Here is an 18,974-nt window from a genome sequence, read left to right as displayed (position 1 = left end):
TCAGCGGTCGAGCCGGCCCAGCCCGACGCGCAGGTCGTCGGCGTTCATGCAGAGGTGGACGTCGACGTCCGCGTTGAACTCCAGCCAGAAAGGCTCGCAGACGGAGGGCAGCGCGGCCTCGTCCGCGACGTCGATGACGACGATCTGGCAGCGTCGGCCGCCGCGGGCGAAGAAGTAGGCGGCCTCGGGCTTGAGGTCGCCCATGATGCGGTCGAACTTCTCGGCGACCGCGCCGTCGGCGATCAGCCGGTTGGCGGTCTCGGTGTCCATCGTGATTTCCAGCAGGGCACGCATGGTCCGTGCTCCTTCCCCGGGCTCGGGGTGAGTCCTGGTCTCCAGCGTCCCGCTGTCGCGGCGGCCACGCAACGTCACCCGGGTGGTGGCGCCGGGATGGCCGGGCGGTCGGCGGCGGGGCTGCATGGGAGGCGACGGAGCCCACCGGACGGGAGCAGCCCATGACGATCATCGCGACGTTCGAATTCCCCGACACCACCCGGGACCAGTACGAGGAGGCGGTGGACCGGCTGACCGGCGGCGCCGGGCTGAACGCGCCGTCGGACTGGCCGGTGCGCGGGCTGGTGGTGCACGTGGCCGGTCCGATTCCGGAGGGCGGCTGGCACGTCACCGACGTGTGGGAGTCCCGGGAGGCCTTCGAGCACTTCGCGGCGGTGTTGATGCCGATCCTCCAGGAGGTCGGCATCCCGACCGCGCCGCCGCTGATCCGCGAGGTCCAGTACGTGGTGCGCTGAACCGCGGTGACCGGGCGCGACCGGGTCAGGTCGCGTGCGGGTCAGGCCGCGTGCGGGCGCGGGTCCCCGGCCGGCTGCCCGGCCCGCGCCAGGTCGTGGTGGATCGGCCCGTGGCCGCCGCTCAGCGGCAGGCAGCTGCCGCCCCGCCGGTGGGCGACGATCTCGGCGGCGACCGAGACGGCGGTCTCCTCGGGGGTGCGGGCACCGAGGTCCAGGCCGATCGGGGAGCGCAGCCGGCCGATCTCGGCGTCGGTCAGGCCGACCTCGCGCAGCCGGGTGTTACGGTCCCGGTGGGTGCGCCGCGAGCCCATCGCGCCGACGTAGCCGACGGGCAGGCGCAGCGCGCGCTCCAGCAGCGGGATGTCGAACTTGGCGTCGTGGGTGAGGACGCAGAGCACCGTCCGCCCGTCGATCCGGTCGAGCTGGGAGTCCAGGTAGCGGTGCGGCCAGTCGACCACCACCTGGTCGGCCTCGGGGAAGCGCCGTTCGGTGGCGAACACCGGCCGGGCGTCGCAGACGGTGACGTGGTACCCGAGGAACTTGCCGATCCGCACCACGGCGGCGGCGAAGTCGATCGCGCCGAAGACGATCATCCGCGGCGCGGGGACGTAGGACTCGACGAAGAAGGTGACGGTGCCCTGCTCCCGGTCGTCGCAGGGACGCCCGTCCAGGCCGAGGACCAGCCGGCCGGTGCGTCCCGCGTCGAGCATGGCCCGCGCCTCGGCGACCGCGGCGCGCTCCAGCGGCGCCACGGTCGAGGGCGCGGGGGACAGCGCCCCGTGGTGGGTGTCGGCGGTGACGGCGACGGTGGCGCCGAGCAGTGCGCCGGGGCCCGCGATCACCCGGGCCAGGGCGACCGGGGTGCCGGAGGCGATGTAGGTGATGCCGGCGTCGAGCGCGGCGTCGGCGCCGGGGACGACCGGCTGGACGAAGACGTCCAGGACGCCGCCGCAGGTCAGACCGACCGCGAAGGCGTCCTCGTCGCTGTAGCCGAACCGCTCCAGCACCGGCTCGCCGGACTCGATGGCGTCCCGGCAGAGCTCGTAGACGGCCCCCTCGACGCAGCCGCCGGAGACGCTGCCGATCGCCTCGCCCGCCGCGTCGACGGCCAGCGCGGCACCCGGGTCGCGCGGTGCGCTGCCGGAGACCCCGACCACCGTGGCCACGGCGAAGGAACGCCCGGACGCGTGCCAGGCCTGCAGCTGCTCGGCGATGTCGTGCATGTCGGGGAGCTCCTTAACACCTCGGAAGACGGAACGGGAGGTGCCGCCGTACGGGAAACGATCCCGTACGGCGGCGGTGCCGCTAGTGGGCGCCCAGCCAGGACTTGACCGGGGTGAGGGCGAAGTAGACGACGAAGACCGCGGTCAGGATCCACATCAGTACGCCGGGCTCGCGCCACTTGCCGGTACCGGCCTTGATGGTCACGTAGGAGATCACGCCGGCGGCGACACCCGCGGTGATGTTGTACGTGAAGGGCATCAGGACGCAGGTGAGGAAGGCCGGGATGGCGATCTCACGGTCCGACCAGTCGATGTGGCGGGCCTGGCTCATCATCATCGAGCCGATGACGACGAGGGCGGCGGAGGCGACCTCGACCGGGACGATGCCGGCGAGCGGCGAGAAGAACAGCATCAGGGCGAAGAGCGCGCCGGTGACGGTCGAGGCGAGCCCGGTCCGGGCGCCGTCCCCGACGCCGGTGGCGGACTCCACGAAGACGGTCTGCCCGGAGGCGCCGGCCAGGCCGCCGACCGCGCCGCCGGCCCCGTCGATGAACAGCGCCTTGGAGAGGCCGGGCATCCGGCCCTGCTTGTCGGCGAGACCCGCCTCGGTGCCGACGCCGATGATGGTGGCCATCGCGTCGAAGAAGCCCGCCAGCACGAGGGTGAAGACCGCGACGGAGGCGCTGATGGCGCCCATGCCCTGGCTGCCGAAGGCACCGAACAGGTCGACCTTGCCGAAGAGGCCGAAGTCGGGTGCGGCGACGGGGCTGCCGGGCCACTCCGGGATCGAGCTGGCCCAGGTGTGCTCGGGCAGGTCGACCGTGGCGTTGACGATGAAGGCCAGCACGGTGCCGCCGGCGATGCCGATGAGGATGGCGCCGCGGATCTTGCGGGCGAGCAGGACGAAGATGGTCAGGAGGGTGACCGCGAAGATCAGGACGGGCCAGCCGACCAGCTCGCCCTTGGGGCCGAGCGACACGGGCGGGCCGTACGGGTCCGGGCCGTGGTGCACGAAGCCGGCCTTGACCAGGCCGATCAGGGCGACGAAGAGGCCGATGCCGATGGTGATGGCGTGCTTGAGCGGCAGCGGTATGCCGTCCATGATCTTCTGCCGGAGACCGGAGACGACCAGGAGCACGATCAGCAGACCGTAGACGACGCACAGGCCCATGGCCTGCGGCCAGGTGGTGTTCGGCACCACGATCGCGGAGACCGCGCCGGAGACCGAGAGACCGGCGGCCAGCGCCAGCGGGACGTTGCCGATCAGCCCCATCAGGATGGTGGTGACGGCGGCGGCCAGCGCGGTGGCGGTGGTCAGCTGGGAGTGGTCGAGCTTGAGGCCGGTCTTGTCGGCGCCGCCGAGCAGGATCGGGTTGAGCAGGACGATGTAGGCCATCGCCATGAAGGTGGTGAGACCACCGCGGAGCTCATTGGCGATCGTCGATCCCCGTGCGGAGATCTTGAAGTACGCGTCCAGCGCGTTCTTCGACGGTGCGACCGGGGCCGACGTGGGGGTGTCGTCCTCGGTGGGTCTGTCTTCAGTGGTGCCGGGCTCCGTGGGGATCCTGGTCATGTCCACTCCCAAGTGTCAAAGGGGGTTGGGGTGGGCGAGCCGACCTGACAGCCAGTCAACGATGTTGGCACAGGGGGACGATTCGACTCACTGGGTGCACTCTGTGGCAGTGCCTGCGGTGCGTAGGTGGTGCGCACCGCTGCAGAACCCCGGCGTGGGAGAGGCAGCGGGAGGATGCGTTCGCTTTGCGTCAAGTGGTGCATGGGTGGTGCTCTTCACTGCGTGGGTGGTGCTCTTCACCGCGTGGGTGGAACTGCCCCGGGGCGGCGGGGAAGACTGTCGCCGCCCCGGGGAGGTGTGGGGCCGGGGGCTACAGCGCCCCGGGGGTCTCGGTGGTCAGGTGCTCGGGCCGGACGGGGATCCGGTTGAGCGCCAGGCCGGTGGCGTTGCGGATGGCGGCCACGATCGACGGCGTCGCGGAGACGGTCGGCGCCTCGCCCACCCCGCGCAGCCCGTACGGGGCGTGCGGGTCGGGCAGTTCGAGGATCTCCACCGGGATCGGCGGGGTGTCCAGGATGGTGGGGATCAGGTAGTCGGTGAAGGACGCGTTGCGCACCTTCCCGTCCTTGACGATGATCTCCTCCATCACGGCCAGGCCGAGCGCCTGGGTGCAGCCGCCCTGGATCTGGCCCACCACCGAGAGCGGGTTGAGCGCCTTGCCGACGTCCTGGACGGCGGTCAGCTCGACCACCTTGACCAGGCCCAGCTCGACGTCCACGTCGACCACCGCGCGGTTGGCGCAGAAGGTGTACTGGACGTGGCCGAAGCCCTGTCCGGTCACCTTGTCGAACGGGACGGTCGGGCGGTGGTGGTGCTCGCGGGTGAGGTCGATCGCCTCGTCCCCGAGCAGGTCGACCATGGAGACCAGGGCGCCCGTCGACTGCGAGACGACCTTGCCGCCGACCAGCGACAGGTCGTTCTGGGTCCAGCCGTAGCGCCGGCGGCCCTTCTCGATCAGCGCCTGCTTGACGGCCTCGGCGGCGAACTTCACCGCACCGCCGGTCATGTAGGTCTGCCGGGACGCGGAGGTGGACCCGGCCGAGCCGACCTCGGTGTTGGCCGGGTGGATGGTGACCTGCTCGACGCCCAGCTCGGTGCGCGCGATCTGGGCGTGCACCGTGACGCCGCCCTGGCCGACCTCGGCCATCGCGGTGTGCACCATGGCGACCGGCTCGCCGCCGATGACCTCCAGGCGGACCCGGGCGGTGGAGTAGTCGTCGAAGCCCTCGGAGAAGCCGACGTTCTTGATGCCGACCGAGTAGCCGACGCCGCGCACGATGCCCTCGCCGTGCGAGGTGTTGGAGAGCGCGCCGGGCAGCTGGCGGACGTCCAGGTGCTCGGTGTCCAGCGGCGGCGGGAGCGGCATGTCCTTGACCCGGCGCAGCAGTTCGGCGACCGGGGCGGGCGAGTCGATCTGCTGGCCGGTGGGCATGAAGTCGCCCTCGGACATCGCGTTCAACTGGCGCAGCTCGACCGGGTCCATGCCCAGTTCGGCGGCCAGCCGGTCCATCTGCGTCTCGTAGCCGAAGGCGGCCTGGACGGCGCCGAAGCCGCGCATCGCCCCGCAGGACGGGTTGTTGCTGTAGAGCGCGATGGCGTGCATCTTGACGTTCGGGATCACGTACGGGCCGTGTCCGAGCGAGGCGGCGTTGCCGACCACGGCGGGCGAGGCGGAGGCGTACGCGCCGCCGTCCAGCACGATCCGGCAGTCGGCGAAGACCAGCTTGCCGTCCCGGGTGGCGCCGTGCTCGTAGGTCATCTTCGCCGGGTGGCGGTGCACGTGGCCGTAGAAGGACTCGTCACGGGCGTAGACGATCTTGACCGGCTTGCCGGTGCGCTGGGCGAGCAGGCAGGCGTGGATCTGCATCGAGATGTCCTCGCGGCCGCCGAAGGCGCCGCCGACACCGGCCAGCGTGAGGCGCACCTTCTCCTCGGGCAGGCCCAGCACGGGAGCCATCTGCTGGCGGTCCACGTGCAGCCACTGGGTGGCGATGTAGAGGTCGATGCCGCCGTCCTCGGCCGGCACGGCCAGCCCGGACTCCGGGCCGAGGAAGGCCTGGTCCTGCATGCCGACCTCGTAGCTGCCCTTGACGATGACGTCCGCCAGGGCCCGCACCTCGTCGGTGACGCCGAGACCGGAGACCAGCCGCTGCTCGTGGCAGATGTTGTCGTACCCGTGCGACTTGAACTCGTGCGGCTCGTGCACGTAGCCGTGGGTCTGCGGGTCGAGGCACTGCTCCTCGGTGGTGATCGGGGTGAGCACCTCGTACTCGACCTTGATCTTCTTCACCGCGCGGCGGGCCGTCTCCGGGTGGTCGGCCGCGACCAGCGCGATCGCCTCACCGTGGTAGCGGACCTTGTCGATCGCCAGGGCAGGCTGGTCCTGGATCTCCAGGCCGTAGAACTTGGTGCCGGGGATGTCCTCGTGGGTGAGCACCGCGTACACGCCGGGGACCTTCAGCGCGTCGGAGATGTCCACCGAGAGGATGTTGGCCCGGGGGTGCGGCGAGCGCAGCGCCATACCCCAGAGCATGTCCTCGTGCCACATGTCGGACGAGTACGCGAACTCGCCCTTGACCTTCAGGTTGCCGTCCGGGCGCAGCGGCGAGCCGCCGATGCCGTCCTTGGACGCCTGGTTGATGTTCTGGAGGTTCTTCTGCCCCTGGATGGTACGAGTGCTCATTCCGAAGCCGCCTTGTCAGCGCACGTGCGGGCGGAAGCCAGCCGCACCGCGTCCATGATCTTCTCGTAGCCGGTGCAGCGGCACAGGTTGCCCGACAGCGCCTCGCGGATGTCGTTGTCACTCGGCTGGGCGTCCCTGGCCAGCAGCGCGTCGGTCTGCACCAGCAGGCCGGGCGTGCAGAAGCCGCACTGGACGGCGCCGGCGTCGATGAAGGCCTGCTGGACCAGGCCCAGCTCGCCCTTCTCGTCGGCCAGGCCCTCGACGGTGCGGACCTCGCGGTCCTGGACCTGGCCGGCCGCGACCAGACACGAACAGACCGGGACGCCGTCCAGGTAGACCGTGCAGGAGCCGCACTCGCCCTGCTCGCAGGCGTTCTTCGAACCCGGGAGGCCGACCCGCTCGCGCAGCACGTACAGCAGGCTCTCGCCCTCCCACACGTCGTCGGCCTCGACCGGCTTGCCGTTGGCGGTGAAAGTGACCCTCATGCCGCGCTCCTGATCTGCTTGCTGTAGTCGTTCCACGTCCAGGTGAGCGTGCGGCGGGCCATCACGGCCAGCGAGTGCCGCCGGTAGTCGGCGGTGCCGCGGACGTCGTCGATGGGGGAGGCGGCGGCCTTCACCAGCTCGCCGAACCGCTGGATCACCTCGGCGCCGAGCAGCTCGCCGGACTCCCACAGACCGCGCTCGGCGAGCACGCCCCGCAAGTACTCCTCGGCCTCGACGGCGCGGCGCGGCGTGGGGGCGGCCGAACCGATCCCGGTGCCGACGGTGCCGTTCTTCGGGTGCAGCGCGAAGCCGAAGGCGCAGACCGCGATCACCATGGCGTTGCGGGTGCCGATCTTCGAGAACTGCTGCGGGCCGTCCGCGACCGGGATGTGCACGGCCCTGATCAGCTCGTCGGCCGCCAGGCTGTTGCGCTTGACGCCGACGTAGAACTCGTCGATCGGGATCATCCGGGTGCCGCGCACGGAGTCCGCCTCGACGAACACGTCGCGGCCGGCGGCCAGCAGCGCGGGGTGCGCGTCGCCGGCCGGGGAGGCACCGCCGAGGTTGCCGCCGACGCCGCCGCGGTTGCGGATCTGCGGCGAGCCGACGGTGTGGGCCGCCAGCGCGAGGCCGGGCAGCGGGCCGGACAGCTCGTCGATGATCCGGGAGTAGGGGACGGAGGCGCCGAGCCGGACGACATCGCCGTCGTTCGACCATTCGGTCAGCTCGGTGATGCGGTTCAGGTCGAGAATCGCGGATGGCCGGTGCACGTCGAAGTTCATCTCGACCATGACGTCCGTACCGCCCGAGATGGGCAGCGCGGTCGGGTACTCAGCCTTCGCCGCGAGTGCCTCGTCCCAGGTAGCGGGCCGAAGGAACTCCATGCGGGTGTCTCCTCAAGTCGTTGCCGGCCGGACGGGTGGGCACAGTGCCCGGAACTCGGTGTTCGGACCTCGCTCTCCGCTTCGTCGCCTCCGCGTCGGGTCCTGGTCACCGGGGTGTGTCCGGCGGCGTGTGGCCAGTGAACCGCTGTGACGGGGCCCACTGGCAGTCACCGATGGCATGAAGCCCCGGCTGTGGTCCCGCCCGGCATCCTGTACGTTCCTCTAAGGAGGACAATCTCGCAGCCCAGCAGTTTTCCGGGCGCTGTCTACGACCGTAATCCGGTCGTGATTCCCAAGCTACGGCCCCGTGATCCGGGCGTCCGATGGGACGTAACACCGAGCACAGATGTTCGGGCACACTGTGACCCCCCGAACCGCGCGCTCGGGCCCCCACCCTCACCCCAAGCCCGTTAGGAGTCCCGGATGCGTGTCCGCGACCTGCTCGCCCCCGGAGCCCCGAGACTGCGCCTGCTCGCAGCCGAGGACGAGCTCGACCGGCAGGTCAGCGGCGTCATGACCACGGACCTGCACGACCCCGGCCGGTATCTGCACGGCGGCGAGCTGGTGCTCACCGGCATGCTCTGGCGGACCGGGCCGGCCGACTCCGAACGGTTCGTGCGGACCATCGTGGCCGGCGGCGCGGTGGCCCTCGCGGCCGGCGAGGCCGAGGTCGGCCCCGTCCCCGAGGACCTCGTCGAGGCGTGTCGCCGGCACCGGATGCCGCTGTTGGCGGTACCCGACGACATCGCCTTCGGCACCGTCACCGAGTTCATCGGCCGACAGGTCTCCGCCGACCGCGCCGCCGATCTGGCCGCCCTGGTCGACCGCCACCGCCTGCTGGTCTCCGCCGCCGGCGGCGGTGGTCTGGACGCCGTCCTCGACCTGCTCGGCGGCGACCTCGATCTCGACTGCTGGGTGCTCACCCCGACCGGCGCGGTGATCGCCGGCCCGGTCGACCGGCTCTCGGCCGAGGACCGCGACCAACTGGTCCGCGCCCACCTCGGCGCCCAGCGCCAGCGCCGCCGGCCCCCGCACCGGGCGCGGCTGGCCACCGGCGCCTACTCGCTGCTGCCCGCGCCGGCCGTCGTCGACGTCCAGGCGCCGCTCGCCGACTGGGTCCTCGCGGTGGCCGGCGACGTCACCGAATGGACCACCAAGCGCCAGCAACTCGCCGAGAACCTGGCCCGGTTGGTCGCCGCGGAGCGTCAGCGGCGAGACGAGGGCCGCCGGTTGCGCCGCCGCCTCGCCGACGAGGTGCTGACCCTGCTCCAGCGCGACGCCGACCAGGGCGAGATCAGCCGTACGCTGTACGCCTCCTCCGCGATGGCCGCCCGCTACGAGAGCCCCGAGCCCAAGCCGCAGGCGCCGGACGGCTCCTGGCTGGTCCTCAGCGCCGACGGCACCGGCCTGCCCGAGGGCGCGGTGCGCTCGATCCTGGAGGAAGCTCTCAACGGCGTCACCGACCGCGCGCTGGTCGCCGGGGCCGGCAGCGGCGCCGTCGTGGTGCTGCCCGCGCTGGACAGCGCGGTGCCCGCCGACACGCTGCGGGAGCTGCTCGCCCCGCTGGAGGCCGGTCTCGGCTCGGAGGGCCGGATCACCCTCGGCGTCTCGGCCCCCGCCCCCGAGGCGGGCGGCCTGCGCGGCGCCCTGGAGGAGGCCCGGCACGCCCGCCGGATCGCCGCCGCCCGGGTCGGCCGGGTCTGCGTGGCCGGCCCGGAGGAGCTGGCCTCGCACGTGCTGCTGCTGGCCGCCGTCCCCGACGAGGTCCGCCGGGCCTTCCGCAGCCGGCTGCTGGACAAGGTGATCGCGTACGACATCGAGCACCAGGCGGACCTGGTCCGCACCCTGGAGGCGTTCCTGCGGTCGGACGGCTCGTGGACCCGCTGCGCCGCCCAGTTGCACGTGCACGTCAACACGCTGCGTTACCGGATCGGCCGGATCGAGGAGCTGACCGGCCGGGACCTCTCCCGGCTGGAGGACCGGGTCGACTTCTACCTGGCCCTCGAACTGGCCTGAGCCGACGCGACCGGGCCCGCCGCGACGCCACCGGCGGCCGCGGCGGGCCCGGTCGGACGGTGCGGCCCGGCTACGGCTGGGCGGGGATGATCGAGGTGAGCCACTGGAAGACGCCCGGCACCATGTTCTTCCAGACGTCGCTGGAGTGCGGCCCGGTGGTCTCCTGGACCTGGACGGTGGTCGGGGCCTTCGCGACGGCGGCGATCGCCTGGCCGTCCTCGTAGCCGTCGCCCTTGTTGCCGCTGATGTACAGGGCGACCTTGGGCGGCTGGGCGGCGGTCCGCACGATGGTGACCGGGTTGTTCGCCTCGCGCAGCTTGGCGTCCTTGCCGACCAGCGAGTCCTTCTCGGTCGCCGGGTCGTTGTAGCCGGAGAGGCTGATGCCGGCGCGGTAGCGGTTGGGGTGGGCCAGGGACAGCTTGGTGGCGCAGTGGGCGCCGGCCGAGTACCCGGCGACCGCCCAGCGGTCGGGCGACGGCTCGGCACGGAAGTTGTCCAGCACCATCTGCGGGACGTCACGGGTCAGCCAGGTGTCGGCGTTGACCTTGCCGGGCACGTCGGTGCAGCCGGCGTCCGTGCTGTTGCCCAGCAGCAGGGTGCGCGGCGAGACCAGGATGAACGGTGCCACCTTGCCCTCCTGCATCAGCGGCTTCAGCTGCTCGGAGACCTTGAGGGTGCCGTACCAGGTGGAGGACGAGCCGGGGAAGCCCGGGATCAGCTCGACGACCGGGAACTTCTTGTCCTTGAACGCGGGGTCGTGGTACTGCGGCGGCAGCCAGACCAGCACCTCGCCGTCCACGCCCGACAGCTGCCCCTTGAGGTCGGTCTTCTGGACGTCGTTGGGCACCTTCGGGTCGTCCACGCCGCGGAACTGCTGCTGGACCTTGGGCGGCTGCTTGGCGGCGTCGCCGCCGGCCCGCTCCCCGCCCGCCCCGTTGCCCCCGTCGGCCGGCGGCACGGGCGGTACCGCCCGGACGTGGTTCCCGGTGCCGAGCAGGTCGTCCCAGTTGCCGTAGATCAGGTTGGCGTTGTTGACCATGACGAAGACCGTCGTCACAGCGGTGATCTGGCAAAAGACGATCATGGCAAGCCTGGACAGGATCCGCACCGGTTCCGGTCCGCGCACCCTGCCCCAGAGCAGCAAGGCCACCGCGATGGAGATCGGCACGAGGATGATCGTGCAGATGAGGAATGGCGTGCCTGTCAGTTGCATCAAGTTCTCGTATCCGGGTTCAAAGCCGTCCGGGGCCCCACTCGCCCGGAACGCGCTCCAATGGCATCAGACGGCCGGGAACGCGGGATCGGTTGCCGTCCGAATCTGGATGGAACCTGAGAGGAACATCACGTTTCCGCGGTGCTCCCTTTCCGGGCCCGTCCCAGTCTGCCACCCTGGCGGCCCCCGTCCGGACGGTGCGCCCAGCGGACTCCCAGGAATGGCCCGGGAGGGCACGATACCGCCCGGACGGACCCGGGCGGCGGGCGAGGCGGTGCAATCGCCCGTGCGGCGGGCAGCGAGACTATAGGGATGAGCACAACCCGCTTTCGCCCTTCCCGCCGGTTCTGGCCCGCCTGCGCCGCCCTCGCCGTACTCGCCGCCGTGGCCGGCTGCAGCAGCACCGGAGGCCTCCGCGCCGAGCAGGCCCGCGACCGGGCCGCGGCCGCCGGTGGCGGTGCCGTCACCACTCCGCGCTGGAAGATCGCCATGGTGACCCACGCCGGCGCCGGCGACGCCTTCTGGGACACCGTGCGCAAGGGCGCCGAGCAGGCCGCCGCCAAGGACAACATCACCTTCCTGTACTCCAACGACGCGCAGACCCAGAACCAGGTCCAGCTCGTCCAGGCCGCCATCGACCAGAAGGTCGACGGCCTGCTGGTCACCCTCGCCAAGGGGGAGGCGCTCGCCGACGTGCTCGGCAAGGCCAGGGCGGCCGGCATCCCGGTGATCACCGTCAACTCCGGCCAGGAGTACTCCGCCCGGTTCGGCGCGCTGACCCACATCGGCCAGGACGAGTCCACCGCCGGCCAGGCGGCCGGTGCCGAGCTCGCCACCCGCGGCCGCAAGAACGTCCTGTGCGTGATCCACGAGCAGGGCAACGTCGGTCAGGAGCAGCGCTGCTCCGGCGCCCAGACCAAGGCCGGCGGCGGCTTCCAGGTGCTCTACGTGGACGGCGTCAACATGCCCGACGCGCGGGCCGCCGTCTCCGCCAAGCTGCAGGCCGACCCGGCCATCGACACCGTGCTCACGCTCTCCGGCCCGATGGCCGCCACCGGGCTGCAGGCCATCCAGGACGCCCGCCGCCCCGTCGAGCTCGACACCTTCGACCTGGGCACCCAGGTGGTGGCCGGCCTCAAGTCCGGCACCGTCGGCTTCGCGGTCGACCAGCAGCCGTACCTCCAGGGCTACGAGGGCGTCGACCTGCTCTGGCTCTACCGCTCCAACCTGGACATGCTCGGCGGTGGCAAGCCCGTGCTGACCGGTCCGCAGATCCTCACCCGGGACGACGCCGACGCGCTCGCCGAGTACGTCGCCAGGGGGACGCGTTGAGCACCACCGACCTCCTCGTCCAGGAGCGCCCGGCGGCCCTGCGACGGCTGCTCGCCCGGCCGGAGCTGGGCGCGCTGATCGCCGCCGTCGCGGTCTTCCTGGTCTTCGCCGCCACCGCCGAACCGTTCCTGCGGGTCTCCTCGCTGGGCACCGTGCTGTACGCGGCCTCCACCATCGGGATCATGGCCGTCCCGGTCTCGCTGCTGATGATCGGCGGCGAGTTCGACCTGTCGGCCGGGGTGCTCGTCACCACCGCCGCGCTGACCTCGTCGATGGTCTCCTACCAGCTCACCGCGGTGACCTGGGTCGGAGTGCTGGTCTCGCTGCTGGTGACGCTGGCGGTCGGCGGCTTCAACGGCTGGATGCTCAGCCGGACGAAGCTGCCCAGCTTCATCGTCACCCTGGGCACCTTCCTGATGCTCACCGGGGCCAACCTCGGGGTCACCAAGCTGGTCTCCGGCACCGTCTCGACCAAGCCGATCTCCGACATGGAGGGCTTCGAGGCCTGCCGCCGGCTGTTCGCCTCCGAGGTCACCGTCGGCGGACTGACCGTCAAGGCCACCGTCTGGTGGTGGCTCGGCCTGCTGCTGGTCGGCAGCTGGGTGCTGCTGCGGACCCGCTTCGGCAACTGGATCTTCGCGGTCGGCGGCGACGCGGCCGCGGCACGGGCGGTCGGCGTGCCCGTCGCCCGGACCAAGACCGTGCTCTACCTCGGGGTCGGCTTCGGCGCCTGGGTGCTCGGCCAGCACCTGCTCTTCTCCTTCGACACCGTGCAGTCCGGCGAGGGCGTCGGCAACGAGCTGATCTACATCGTGGCGGCCGTCATCGGCGGCTGCCTGATCACCGGCGGCTACGGCTCGGTGGTCGGCTCCGCGCTCGGCGCGCTGATCTTCGGCATGGCGAGCAAGGGCATCATCTACGCCCAGTGGAACCCCGACTGGTTCAAGTTCTTCCTCGGGGCGATGCTGTTGCTCGCCGCCCTGCTGAACACCTGGGTCAAGCGCCGCGCCGAACGGGGGCCCCGATGACCGAGCTGCTCCGCCTCGAAGGCGTCGGCAAGACCTACGGCACCGTCCGCGCGCTCCAGGACGTCTCGCTCACCCTGCGGGCCGGTGAGATCAGCTGCGTGCTCGGCGACAACGGCGCCGGCAAGTCCACCCTGATCAAGATCATCGCCGGGCTGCACCAGCACGACGAGGGCCGCTTCACCGTCGGCGGCGAGGAGGTCCGGTTCGGATCCCCGCGCGAGGCGCTGGACCGCGGCATCGCCACCGTCTACCAGGACCTCGCGGTCGTCCCGCTGATGCCGGTCTGGCGGAACTTCTTCCTCGGCTCCGAGCAGGGCCACCGGCGCTGGGGCGGGCTGCGCCTGGACGCCGCGGGGATGCGCGCCACCACGCGGGAGGCGCTCGCCCGGATGGGCATCGACCTGCACGACGTCGACCGTCCGATCGGCACCCTCTCCGGCGGCCAGCGCCAGTGCGTGGCGATCGCCCGGGCCGTCCACTTCGGCGCCGAGGTGCTGATCCTGGACGAGCCGACGGCCGCGCTCGGCGTCAAGCAGTCGGGGGTGGTGCTCAAGTACGTGACCGCCGCCCGCGACGCCGGCCTCGGGGTGGTGCTGATCACCCACAACCCGCACCACGCCTACCTGGTCGGCGACCACTTCACCCTGCTCAAGCGGGGCCGGACGGCCGGCAGCCACCCGCGGGCGGAGATCGGTCTCGAACAGCTCACCACCGAGATGGCCGGCGGCTCCGACCTCGCCGAGCTCTCGCACGAGCTGGCCCGCCCCGGCACCGACGCCCCCGGCATCGGCGCCCCCGGCGCCCGTGGCCCCCGTGATCCCGACGGCCCCGCTGATCCCGATGACCCCGCTGATTCCCGTGAGGAGCGTCCGCAGCCGTGACCAGCCCCAACACCGCCACCCGGCCCCCGGTCCTGCCCAGCCTGCTCGGTCTCGGGCCGCGCGCCGAGCGCCGCCGCCGGGCCCTGCCCGCGGGCCTCCTGCGGCTGCCCACCATCGGCGTCGACATCGGCGGCACCAAGGTGGTCGCGGGCGTGGTGGACGGCGAGGGCAAGGTGCTGGAGAAGCTGCGCACCGACACGCCCGACAAGAGCAAGAGCCCCCGGGTCGTCGAGGACGTCATCGTGGAGCTGGTGCTCGAACTCGCCGACCGGCACGACGTCCACGCGGTGGGCATCGGCGCGGCCGGCTGGGTCGACGCCGAGCGCTCCCGGGTGCTCTTCGCCCCGCACCTGAACTGGCGCAACGAGCCCCTCCAGCAGGCGCTCAGCGAGCGGCTGCGGTTCCCGGTGATCGTCGAGAACGACGCCAACGCGGCGGCCTGGGCCGAGTGGCGGTTCGGGGCCGGGCGCGGCGAGGACCTCATGGTGATGCTCACCCTCGGCACCGGCATCGGCGGAGCCGTCGTCCGCGACGGCTACGTCGACCGGGGCAAGTACGGGCTGGCGGGGGAGTTCGGGCACATGCAGGTGGTGCCCGGCGGCCACCGCTGCCCGTGCGGCAACCGGGGCTGCTGGGAGCAGTACTCCTCCGGCAACGCGCTGGTGCGCGACGCGCGCGAGCTGGTCGCCGAGGAGTCGCCGGTGGTCCAGCCGCTGCTGGCGCTGGCCGGCGGCGCGGTCGAGGGCATCACCGGTCCGCTGGTCACCGAGGCCGCCCGGGACGGCGATCCGACCGCCACCGAGCTGCTCTACGAGGTGGGCACCTGGCTCGGGGTCGGCATCGCCAACCTCGCGGCCGCCCTCGATCCGGGCCGGTTCGTGATCGGCGGCGGTGTCTCCGAGGCCGGTGACCTCCTCCTCACCCCGGCCCGGGACGCCTTCCGGCGCACCCTCACCGGCCGCGGCTTCCGGCCCGAGGCCGCGATCGCGCACGCGGCCCTCGGCAACGAGGCGGGACTGGTCGGCGCGGCCGACCTCGCCCGCCAGGTCGCCCGCCGCTTCCGCACCATCAAGCGCCGCCGGGTGGAGCGGGCGGTGCCGTAGCCCCCCCCCCCGGGCCGTACGTCAACTACCCGTTGGTAGCCGAGGTGCCCTGTTGTCCGGGCCATGCCTCCTGTGAAACAACGGAGTTGACGTCGACTCAGGAGGCCTCCGGATGAGAGCTCTGGCCCGAATCGCCCCGCCGCTCCTGCTTGCCACCGCTCTGGTCTGTGCCACGGCCGGGCCGGCCGGGGCGGCCGCCCCACCGCCCAAGGTGCCCGAGGCGGTGGGCTGGGGCGGCGCGGTCGCCAGTGTGGACGCCGACGCCACGGCCGCCGGGATCGAGGTGCTGCGCAAGGGCGGGAACGCGGTGGACGCCGCCGTCGCCGTCGCGGCGGCGCTCGGCGTCACCGAGCCGTACTCGGCCGGCATCGGCGGCGGCGGGTACTTCGTCTACTACGACCACGACACCGGCCGGGTGCACACCATCGACGGCCGCGAGACGGCCTCCCGCAAGGCCGACGCGTCGCTCTTCCTGGAGGGCGGCAAGCCGCTGCCCTTCGCGGACGCCGTCACCAGCGGGCTGTCGATCGGCGTGCCCGGCTCCCCGGCGACCTGGGAGACGGCGGTGCGGCAGTGGGGCAAGCGCTCCTTCGCCGACGCCCTGAAGCCCGCCCAGCGGATCGCCGAGCAGGGCTTCGCCGTCGACCAGACCTTCCAGGACCAGACCGCGCTCAACCAGGACCGGTTCAAGGACTTCCCCGCCACGGCGAAGCTCTTCCTGCCCGGCGGCAAGCTCCCCGTCGTCGGCTCCACCTTCCGCAACCCCGAGCTCGCGGCCACCTACCGGCAGCTGGGCGCGGAGGGCACCGCCGCGCTCTACCGCGGCGACCTCGGCGCCGACATCGTCCGGACCATCCAGCACCCGCCGGTCGACCCCGCCGCCGGCCGCAACGCCCGCCCCGGCCAGGTGGATGCCGCCGACCTGGCCGCCTACCAGGTCCGCCGCCAGCAGCCCACCCACGTCGCCTACCGCGACTACGACCTCTACTCGATCGCCCCGTCCAGCTCCGGCGGCACCACCGTCGGCGAGGCGCTCGGCATCCTGGAGGACGGCGACGTCGCCCGGTACGACGGCACGCAGTACTACCACCACTTCCTGGAGGCCTCCCGGATCTCCTTCGCCGACCGCAACCGCTGGGTCGGCGACCCGGCCTTCAACGACGTGCCGACCAAGGAACTGCTCTCGCCGCGGTACGTCGCCTCCCGGGCCTGCCTGATCAGCCCCGACCGGGCGCTCACCAGCCCGCTCGCCCCCGGCGACCCGCGCCACCCGGCCGACTGCGCGAACGCCGGCGCGGTCCAGCCCGAGCCCTACGAGGGCCTGAGCACCAGCCACCTGACCGTGGCCGACCGCTGGGGCAACGTCGTCTCGTACACCCTCACCCTGGAGCAGACCGGCGGCAGCGGCATCACCGTCCCCGGCCGGGGCTTCCTGCTCAACAACGAGCTGACCGACTTCAGCTTCACCCCGCTGACCCCCGGGGTGCCCGACCCCAACCTGCCCGGACCGGGCAAGCGCCCGCGCTCCTCGCTCTCGCCGACCATCGTGCTGCGCGACGGCGAGCCCGTGCTGGCGGCCGGCTCGCCCGGCGGTGCGACCATCATCACCACCACGCTCCAGGTCCTGCTCGGGCGCCTGGACCGGGGCCTGAGCCTGGAACAGGCGATCGCCGTGCCGCGCGCCAGCCAGCGCAACACGGCGGCCACCCAGGCCGAGCCGGCCTTCCTGGCCCTGCCCGAACGCGCCCGGCTGGAGGCGCTCGGCCAGGTCTTCACCAGTACGCCCGAGATCGGCGCCGCGACCGGTGTCGAACGGCTGCCGGACGGCCGCTGGGTCGCGGCCGCCGAGCCGGTGCGCCGCGGCGGCGGCTCGGCGGCGGTGGTGCGCCCCGCGCCGTAGGGCGGCCGCCGCGGCCCGGTCGCGGCGGCCCCCCGGGCCTGTCGGTGCCGGGCGGTAGATTCGGGGTGGGCGTCCTGCCGGGCGCCCACCCTCGTCCGTACCACCGGGAAGGCCGCCCGCCGTGACCGTCCGCATCGCCACCTGGAACATCAACTCCGTCACCGCGCGGCTGCCCAAGCTGCTGGAATGGCTGGAGAGCGCCAAGCCGGACGTGCTCTGCCTCCAGGAGCTCAAGTGCTCCACCGACGCCTTCCCCCACGAGCCGGTCCGCGAGCTCGGCTACGAGACCGCCGCGCACGGCACCGGCCGGTGGAACGGTGTGGCGATCGTCTCCCGGATCGGCCTGGAGGACGTCGTGCGCGACCTCCCCGACCAGCCCGGCTACCTCGCCGACGACGCCCTGCTGCCGGACGTCGAGCCGCGTGCCGTCGCCGCGACCTGCGGCCCGGTCCGGGTCTGGTCGGTCTACGTGCCCAACGGCCGCGAGGTGGACCACGCCCACTACCGCTACAAGCTGGAGTGGCTGGACGCGCTGCGCCGGGCCTCGCTGGAGGACGCCGCGGGTGAGCGCCCCTTCGCCGTCCTCGGGGACTTCAACATCGCCCCGACCGACGAGGACGTCTTCGACGTGGCGGCCTTCGAGGGCCTGACGCACGTCACCCCGGCCGAGCGCGCCGCCCTCGCCGCCCTCGGCGAGGCCGGTCTGCAGGACGTCGTGCCCCGTCCGCTGAAGTACGACCGCCCCTACACCTACTGGGACTACCGGCAGTTGGCCTTCCCGAAGAACCGGGGCATGCGGATCGACCTCACCTACGCCAACAAGCCCTTCGCCGACGCCGTCACGGACAGCTTCGTGGACCGCGAGGCCCGCAAGGGCAAGGGCACGTCGGACCACGCCCCGGTCGTGGTCGATCTGGACCTCTGAGCCCGACCGGGCCGACCGGGCCCGGCGTCACGCCCGGTAGCGGGGGCTCGCCCGAACGGTCCAGAGCGGTGGCCGGGCGCCCGGTGTGTGCCTACCGTCGGTGAATGACTGGGTGTAGTTGTTCGCTCACGAGGACTTCGGAGTCCCCGGCTGCGCCCGAGAATCCCGGAGGTTCCGGTATGCGCCCCACGCGTACGGCCGCCGCCGCCCTGATCGGCGCGACGGTGCTGACCGGCCTGACGGCCCCCCTCGCGCTGGCCAAGGACGGCGCGGCCACGGTCAGCCCGTCCCAGGCCGCACCGGGCCAGACCGTGACGGTCACGGTCTCCTGTGAGAAGTCCGACAAACCCACCGCCAAGACCATCACCGCGAGTTCCCCGGCCTTCGAGGGCGGCCCGGCCACCCTCACCCTGGGCTCGGACGGCCGGCACACCGGCTCCGCCCGGCTGGCGGGCAAGTCCGCCGGTGACAGCAAGGTCGACGGCACCTGCCCCGACGGCGGCGCCTTCTCGACCACCGTCACGGTGACCACCGTCGCCGCCACCTCCGGATCCTCCTCGCCCGCCGGGAGCCTCGGCGAGTGGGGCAAGGCGGCGGGGGAGTGGGCCGGCTCGCTCGGTCAGTCCGGTGCGGGCAGCCAGCAGGTCGCCCCGCACGGCGCCGTCCAGACCGGCCTGGGCGGCTCGGTCGCGGCCGACCCCGCCGAGCTGGTGGGCGGCGCGGCGCTGGTGGTCGGCGGTGTCGGCGGCTTCTGGCTGCTGCGGCGACGCGCCGGCGCCGGGTCCGCCTGACGGCCGCGCGGCACGGCGCCCCACGTCCGACCCCCGGTGGGGGCGGGCCCGCCCGCGCCGGGGCCGCCGCCGGTGGGGGGAACCCGCGGCCCCCCGCCCCCCCCGGGGGGGGCGCGGCGGCGCCGGCGGCCCCGGCACCCCACGGGCCCGCCGCCCCCCCCCCCCCCGCCCCCGCCCCCGCGCCCGCG

16 protein-coding genes are annotated in these 18,974 nt (G+C 72.8%); 9 read left to right on the top strand and 7 right to left on the bottom strand.

Annotated features, from left to right (window positions below):
* Positions 1–294: a hypothetical protein gene (locus tag ACFXHB_RS01490; RefSeq protein ID WP_380571262.1), complete on the bottom strand. Its 294-nt coding sequence runs from the start codon at positions 292–294 to the stop codon at positions 1–3.
* Between the two features lie 161 nt (positions 295–455).
* On the opposite strand from ACFXHB_RS01490, the gene ACFXHB_RS01485 reads away from it, so the two are divergent.
* The gene (locus ACFXHB_RS01485; protein ID WP_380571261.1) at positions 456–749 is read left to right on the top strand and encodes a hypothetical protein; all 294 of its coding nucleotides are present in this window, start codon (positions 456–458) and stop codon (positions 747–749) included.
* Between the two features lie 41 nt (positions 750–790).
* Here the strand turns inward: ACFXHB_RS01485 and ACFXHB_RS01480 are convergent, their stop codons facing one another.
* The 5 genes from ACFXHB_RS01480 to ACFXHB_RS01460 all read right to left on the bottom strand — a co-directional run bounded on the left by ACFXHB_RS01480 (position 791) and on the right by ACFXHB_RS01460 (position 7,597).
* Positions 791–1,972 carry an XdhC family protein gene (locus ACFXHB_RS01480; protein WP_380571260.1) on the bottom strand — a complete coding sequence of 394 codons (1,182 nt, stop codon included), beginning with the start codon at positions 1,970–1,972 and terminating at the stop codon, positions 791–793.
* An 82-nt stretch (positions 1,973–2,054) separates the two neighbouring features.
* The gene (locus ACFXHB_RS01475; protein ID WP_380571259.1) at positions 2,055–3,545 is read right to left on the bottom strand and encodes an NCS2 family permease; all 1,491 of its coding nucleotides are present in this window, start codon (positions 3,543–3,545) and stop codon (positions 2,055–2,057) included.
* Positions 3,546–3,855: 310 nt separating this feature from the next.
* Positions 3,856–6,228, bottom strand: a complete 2,373-nt coding sequence (gene pucD / locus ACFXHB_RS01470) for a xanthine dehydrogenase subunit D (protein ID WP_380571258.1) — start codon at positions 6,226–6,228, stop codon at positions 3,856–3,858.
* Positions 6,225–6,713 carry a (2Fe-2S)-binding protein gene (locus ACFXHB_RS01465; RefSeq protein ID WP_380571257.1) on the bottom strand — a complete coding sequence of 163 codons (489 nt, stop codon included), beginning with the start codon at positions 6,711–6,713 and terminating at the stop codon, positions 6,225–6,227. Before ACFXHB_RS01465 ends, pucD begins: the two co-directional genes overlap by 4 nt.
* Positions 6,710–7,597 carry an FAD binding domain-containing protein gene (locus ACFXHB_RS01460; RefSeq protein WP_329490618.1) on the bottom strand — a complete coding sequence of 296 codons (888 nt, stop codon included), beginning with the start codon at positions 7,595–7,597 and terminating at the stop codon, positions 6,710–6,712. Before ACFXHB_RS01460 ends, ACFXHB_RS01465 begins: the two co-directional genes overlap by 4 nt.
* Positions 7,598–8,020: 423 nt before the next feature.
* Between ACFXHB_RS01460 and ACFXHB_RS01455 the strand changes: the two genes are divergently transcribed.
* Positions 8,021–9,613, top strand: coding sequence for a PucR family transcriptional regulator (locus tag ACFXHB_RS01455; RefSeq protein WP_380571256.1), 1,593 nt, complete (start codon positions 8,021–8,023; stop codon positions 9,611–9,613).
* 70 nt (positions 9,614–9,683) lie between these two features.
* Here ACFXHB_RS01455 and ACFXHB_RS01450 read toward each other — a convergent pair whose 3' ends face one another.
* Entirely contained in the window at positions 9,684–10,781 is a 1,098-nt protein-coding gene (locus tag ACFXHB_RS01450) for an alpha/beta hydrolase (RefSeq protein ID WP_380571255.1), read from the bottom strand.
* Between the two features lie 357 nt (positions 10,782–11,138).
* Between ACFXHB_RS01450 and ACFXHB_RS01445 the strand changes: the two genes are divergently transcribed.
* From ACFXHB_RS01445 to ACFXHB_RS01415, 7 genes are all read left to right on the top strand, one after another.
* Positions 11,139–12,158 (top strand): sugar ABC transporter substrate-binding protein, encoded by a 1,020-nt coding sequence (locus ACFXHB_RS01445; RefSeq protein ID WP_380571254.1) that lies wholly within the window; start codon positions 11,139–11,141, stop codon positions 12,156–12,158.
* A complete protein-coding gene (locus ACFXHB_RS01440; protein ID WP_380571253.1) occupies positions 12,155–13,186 on the top strand; it encodes an ABC transporter permease in 1,032 nt (343 codons plus the stop codon). The genes ACFXHB_RS01445 and ACFXHB_RS01440 overlap by 4 nt, the downstream gene beginning before the upstream one ends.
* The gene (locus tag ACFXHB_RS01435; RefSeq protein ID WP_380571252.1) at positions 13,183–14,067 is read left to right on the top strand and encodes an ATP-binding cassette domain-containing protein; all 885 of its coding nucleotides are present in this window, start codon (positions 13,183–13,185) and stop codon (positions 14,065–14,067) included. Before ACFXHB_RS01440 ends, ACFXHB_RS01435 begins: the two co-directional genes overlap by 4 nt.
* A gap of 41 nt (positions 14,068–14,108) precedes the next feature.
* A complete protein-coding gene (locus tag ACFXHB_RS01430) occupies positions 14,109–15,170 on the top strand; it encodes an ROK family glucokinase (protein ID WP_380571435.1) in 1,062 nt (353 codons plus the stop codon).
* 112 nt (positions 15,171–15,282) lie between these two features.
* Positions 15,283–17,070 (top strand): gamma-glutamyltransferase, encoded by a 1,788-nt coding sequence (gene ggt, locus ACFXHB_RS01425; protein ID WP_380571251.1) that lies wholly within the window; start codon positions 15,283–15,285, stop codon positions 17,068–17,070.
* Between the two features lie 121 nt (positions 17,071–17,191).
* Positions 17,192–17,995, top strand: coding sequence for an exodeoxyribonuclease III (locus ACFXHB_RS01420; protein WP_380571249.1), 804 nt, complete (start codon positions 17,192–17,194; stop codon positions 17,993–17,995).
* A 179-nt stretch (positions 17,996–18,174) separates the two neighbouring features.
* Positions 18,175–18,786: a hypothetical protein gene (locus tag ACFXHB_RS01415; protein WP_380571248.1), complete on the top strand. Its 612-nt coding sequence runs from the start codon at positions 18,175–18,177 to the stop codon at positions 18,784–18,786.
* The last annotated feature ends 188 nt before the right edge of the window (positions 18,787–18,974 follow it).

The organism is Kitasatospora sp. NPDC059327, assembly GCF_042752535.1.
In the GTDB taxonomy this organism is placed as follows: domain Bacteria; phylum Actinomycetota; class Actinomycetes; order Streptomycetales; family Streptomycetaceae; genus Kitasatospora.
Note: the sequence above shows the minus strand (reverse complement) of the source record. Positions and strands in the feature narration are given on the sequence as shown.

Coding starts and splice junctions, on each gene's coding strand:
- ACFXHB_RS01455 (WP_380571256.1), top strand. CDS start 8,021: ATGCGTGTCCGCGACCTGCTCGCCCCCGGAGCCCCGAGACTGCGCCTG.
- ACFXHB_RS01465 (WP_380571257.1), bottom strand. CDS start 6,713: ATGAGGGTCACTTTCACCGCCAACGGCAAGCCGGTCGAGGCCGACGAC.
- ACFXHB_RS01480 (WP_380571260.1), bottom strand. CDS start 1,972: ATGCACGACATCGCCGAGCAGCTGCAGGCCTGGCACGCGTCCGGGCGT.
- ACFXHB_RS01475 (WP_380571259.1), bottom strand. CDS start 3,545: ATGACCAGGATCCCCACGGAGCCCGGCACCACTGAAGACAGACCCACC.
- ACFXHB_RS01485 (WP_380571261.1), top strand. CDS start 456: ATGACGATCATCGCGACGTTCGAATTCCCCGACACCACCCGGGACCAG.
- ACFXHB_RS01415 (WP_380571248.1), top strand. CDS start 18,175: ATGCGCCCCACGCGTACGGCCGCCGCCGCCCTGATCGGCGCGACGGTG.
- ACFXHB_RS01435 (WP_380571252.1), top strand. CDS start 13,183: ATGACCGAGCTGCTCCGCCTCGAAGGCGTCGGCAAGACCTACGGCACC.
- ACFXHB_RS01460 (WP_329490618.1), bottom strand. CDS start 7,597: ATGGAGTTCCTTCGGCCCGCTACCTGGGACGAGGCACTCGCGGCGAAG.
- ggt (WP_380571251.1), top strand. CDS start 15,283: ATGAGAGCTCTGGCCCGAATCGCCCCGCCGCTCCTGCTTGCCACCGCT.
- pucD (WP_380571258.1), bottom strand. CDS start 6,228: ATGAGCACTCGTACCATCCAGGGGCAGAAGAACCTCCAGAACATCAAC.
- ACFXHB_RS01445 (WP_380571254.1), top strand. CDS start 11,139: ATGAGCACAACCCGCTTTCGCCCTTCCCGCCGGTTCTGGCCCGCCTGC.
- ACFXHB_RS01490 (WP_380571262.1), bottom strand. CDS start 294: ATGCGTGCCCTGCTGGAAATCACGATGGACACCGAGACCGCCAACCGG.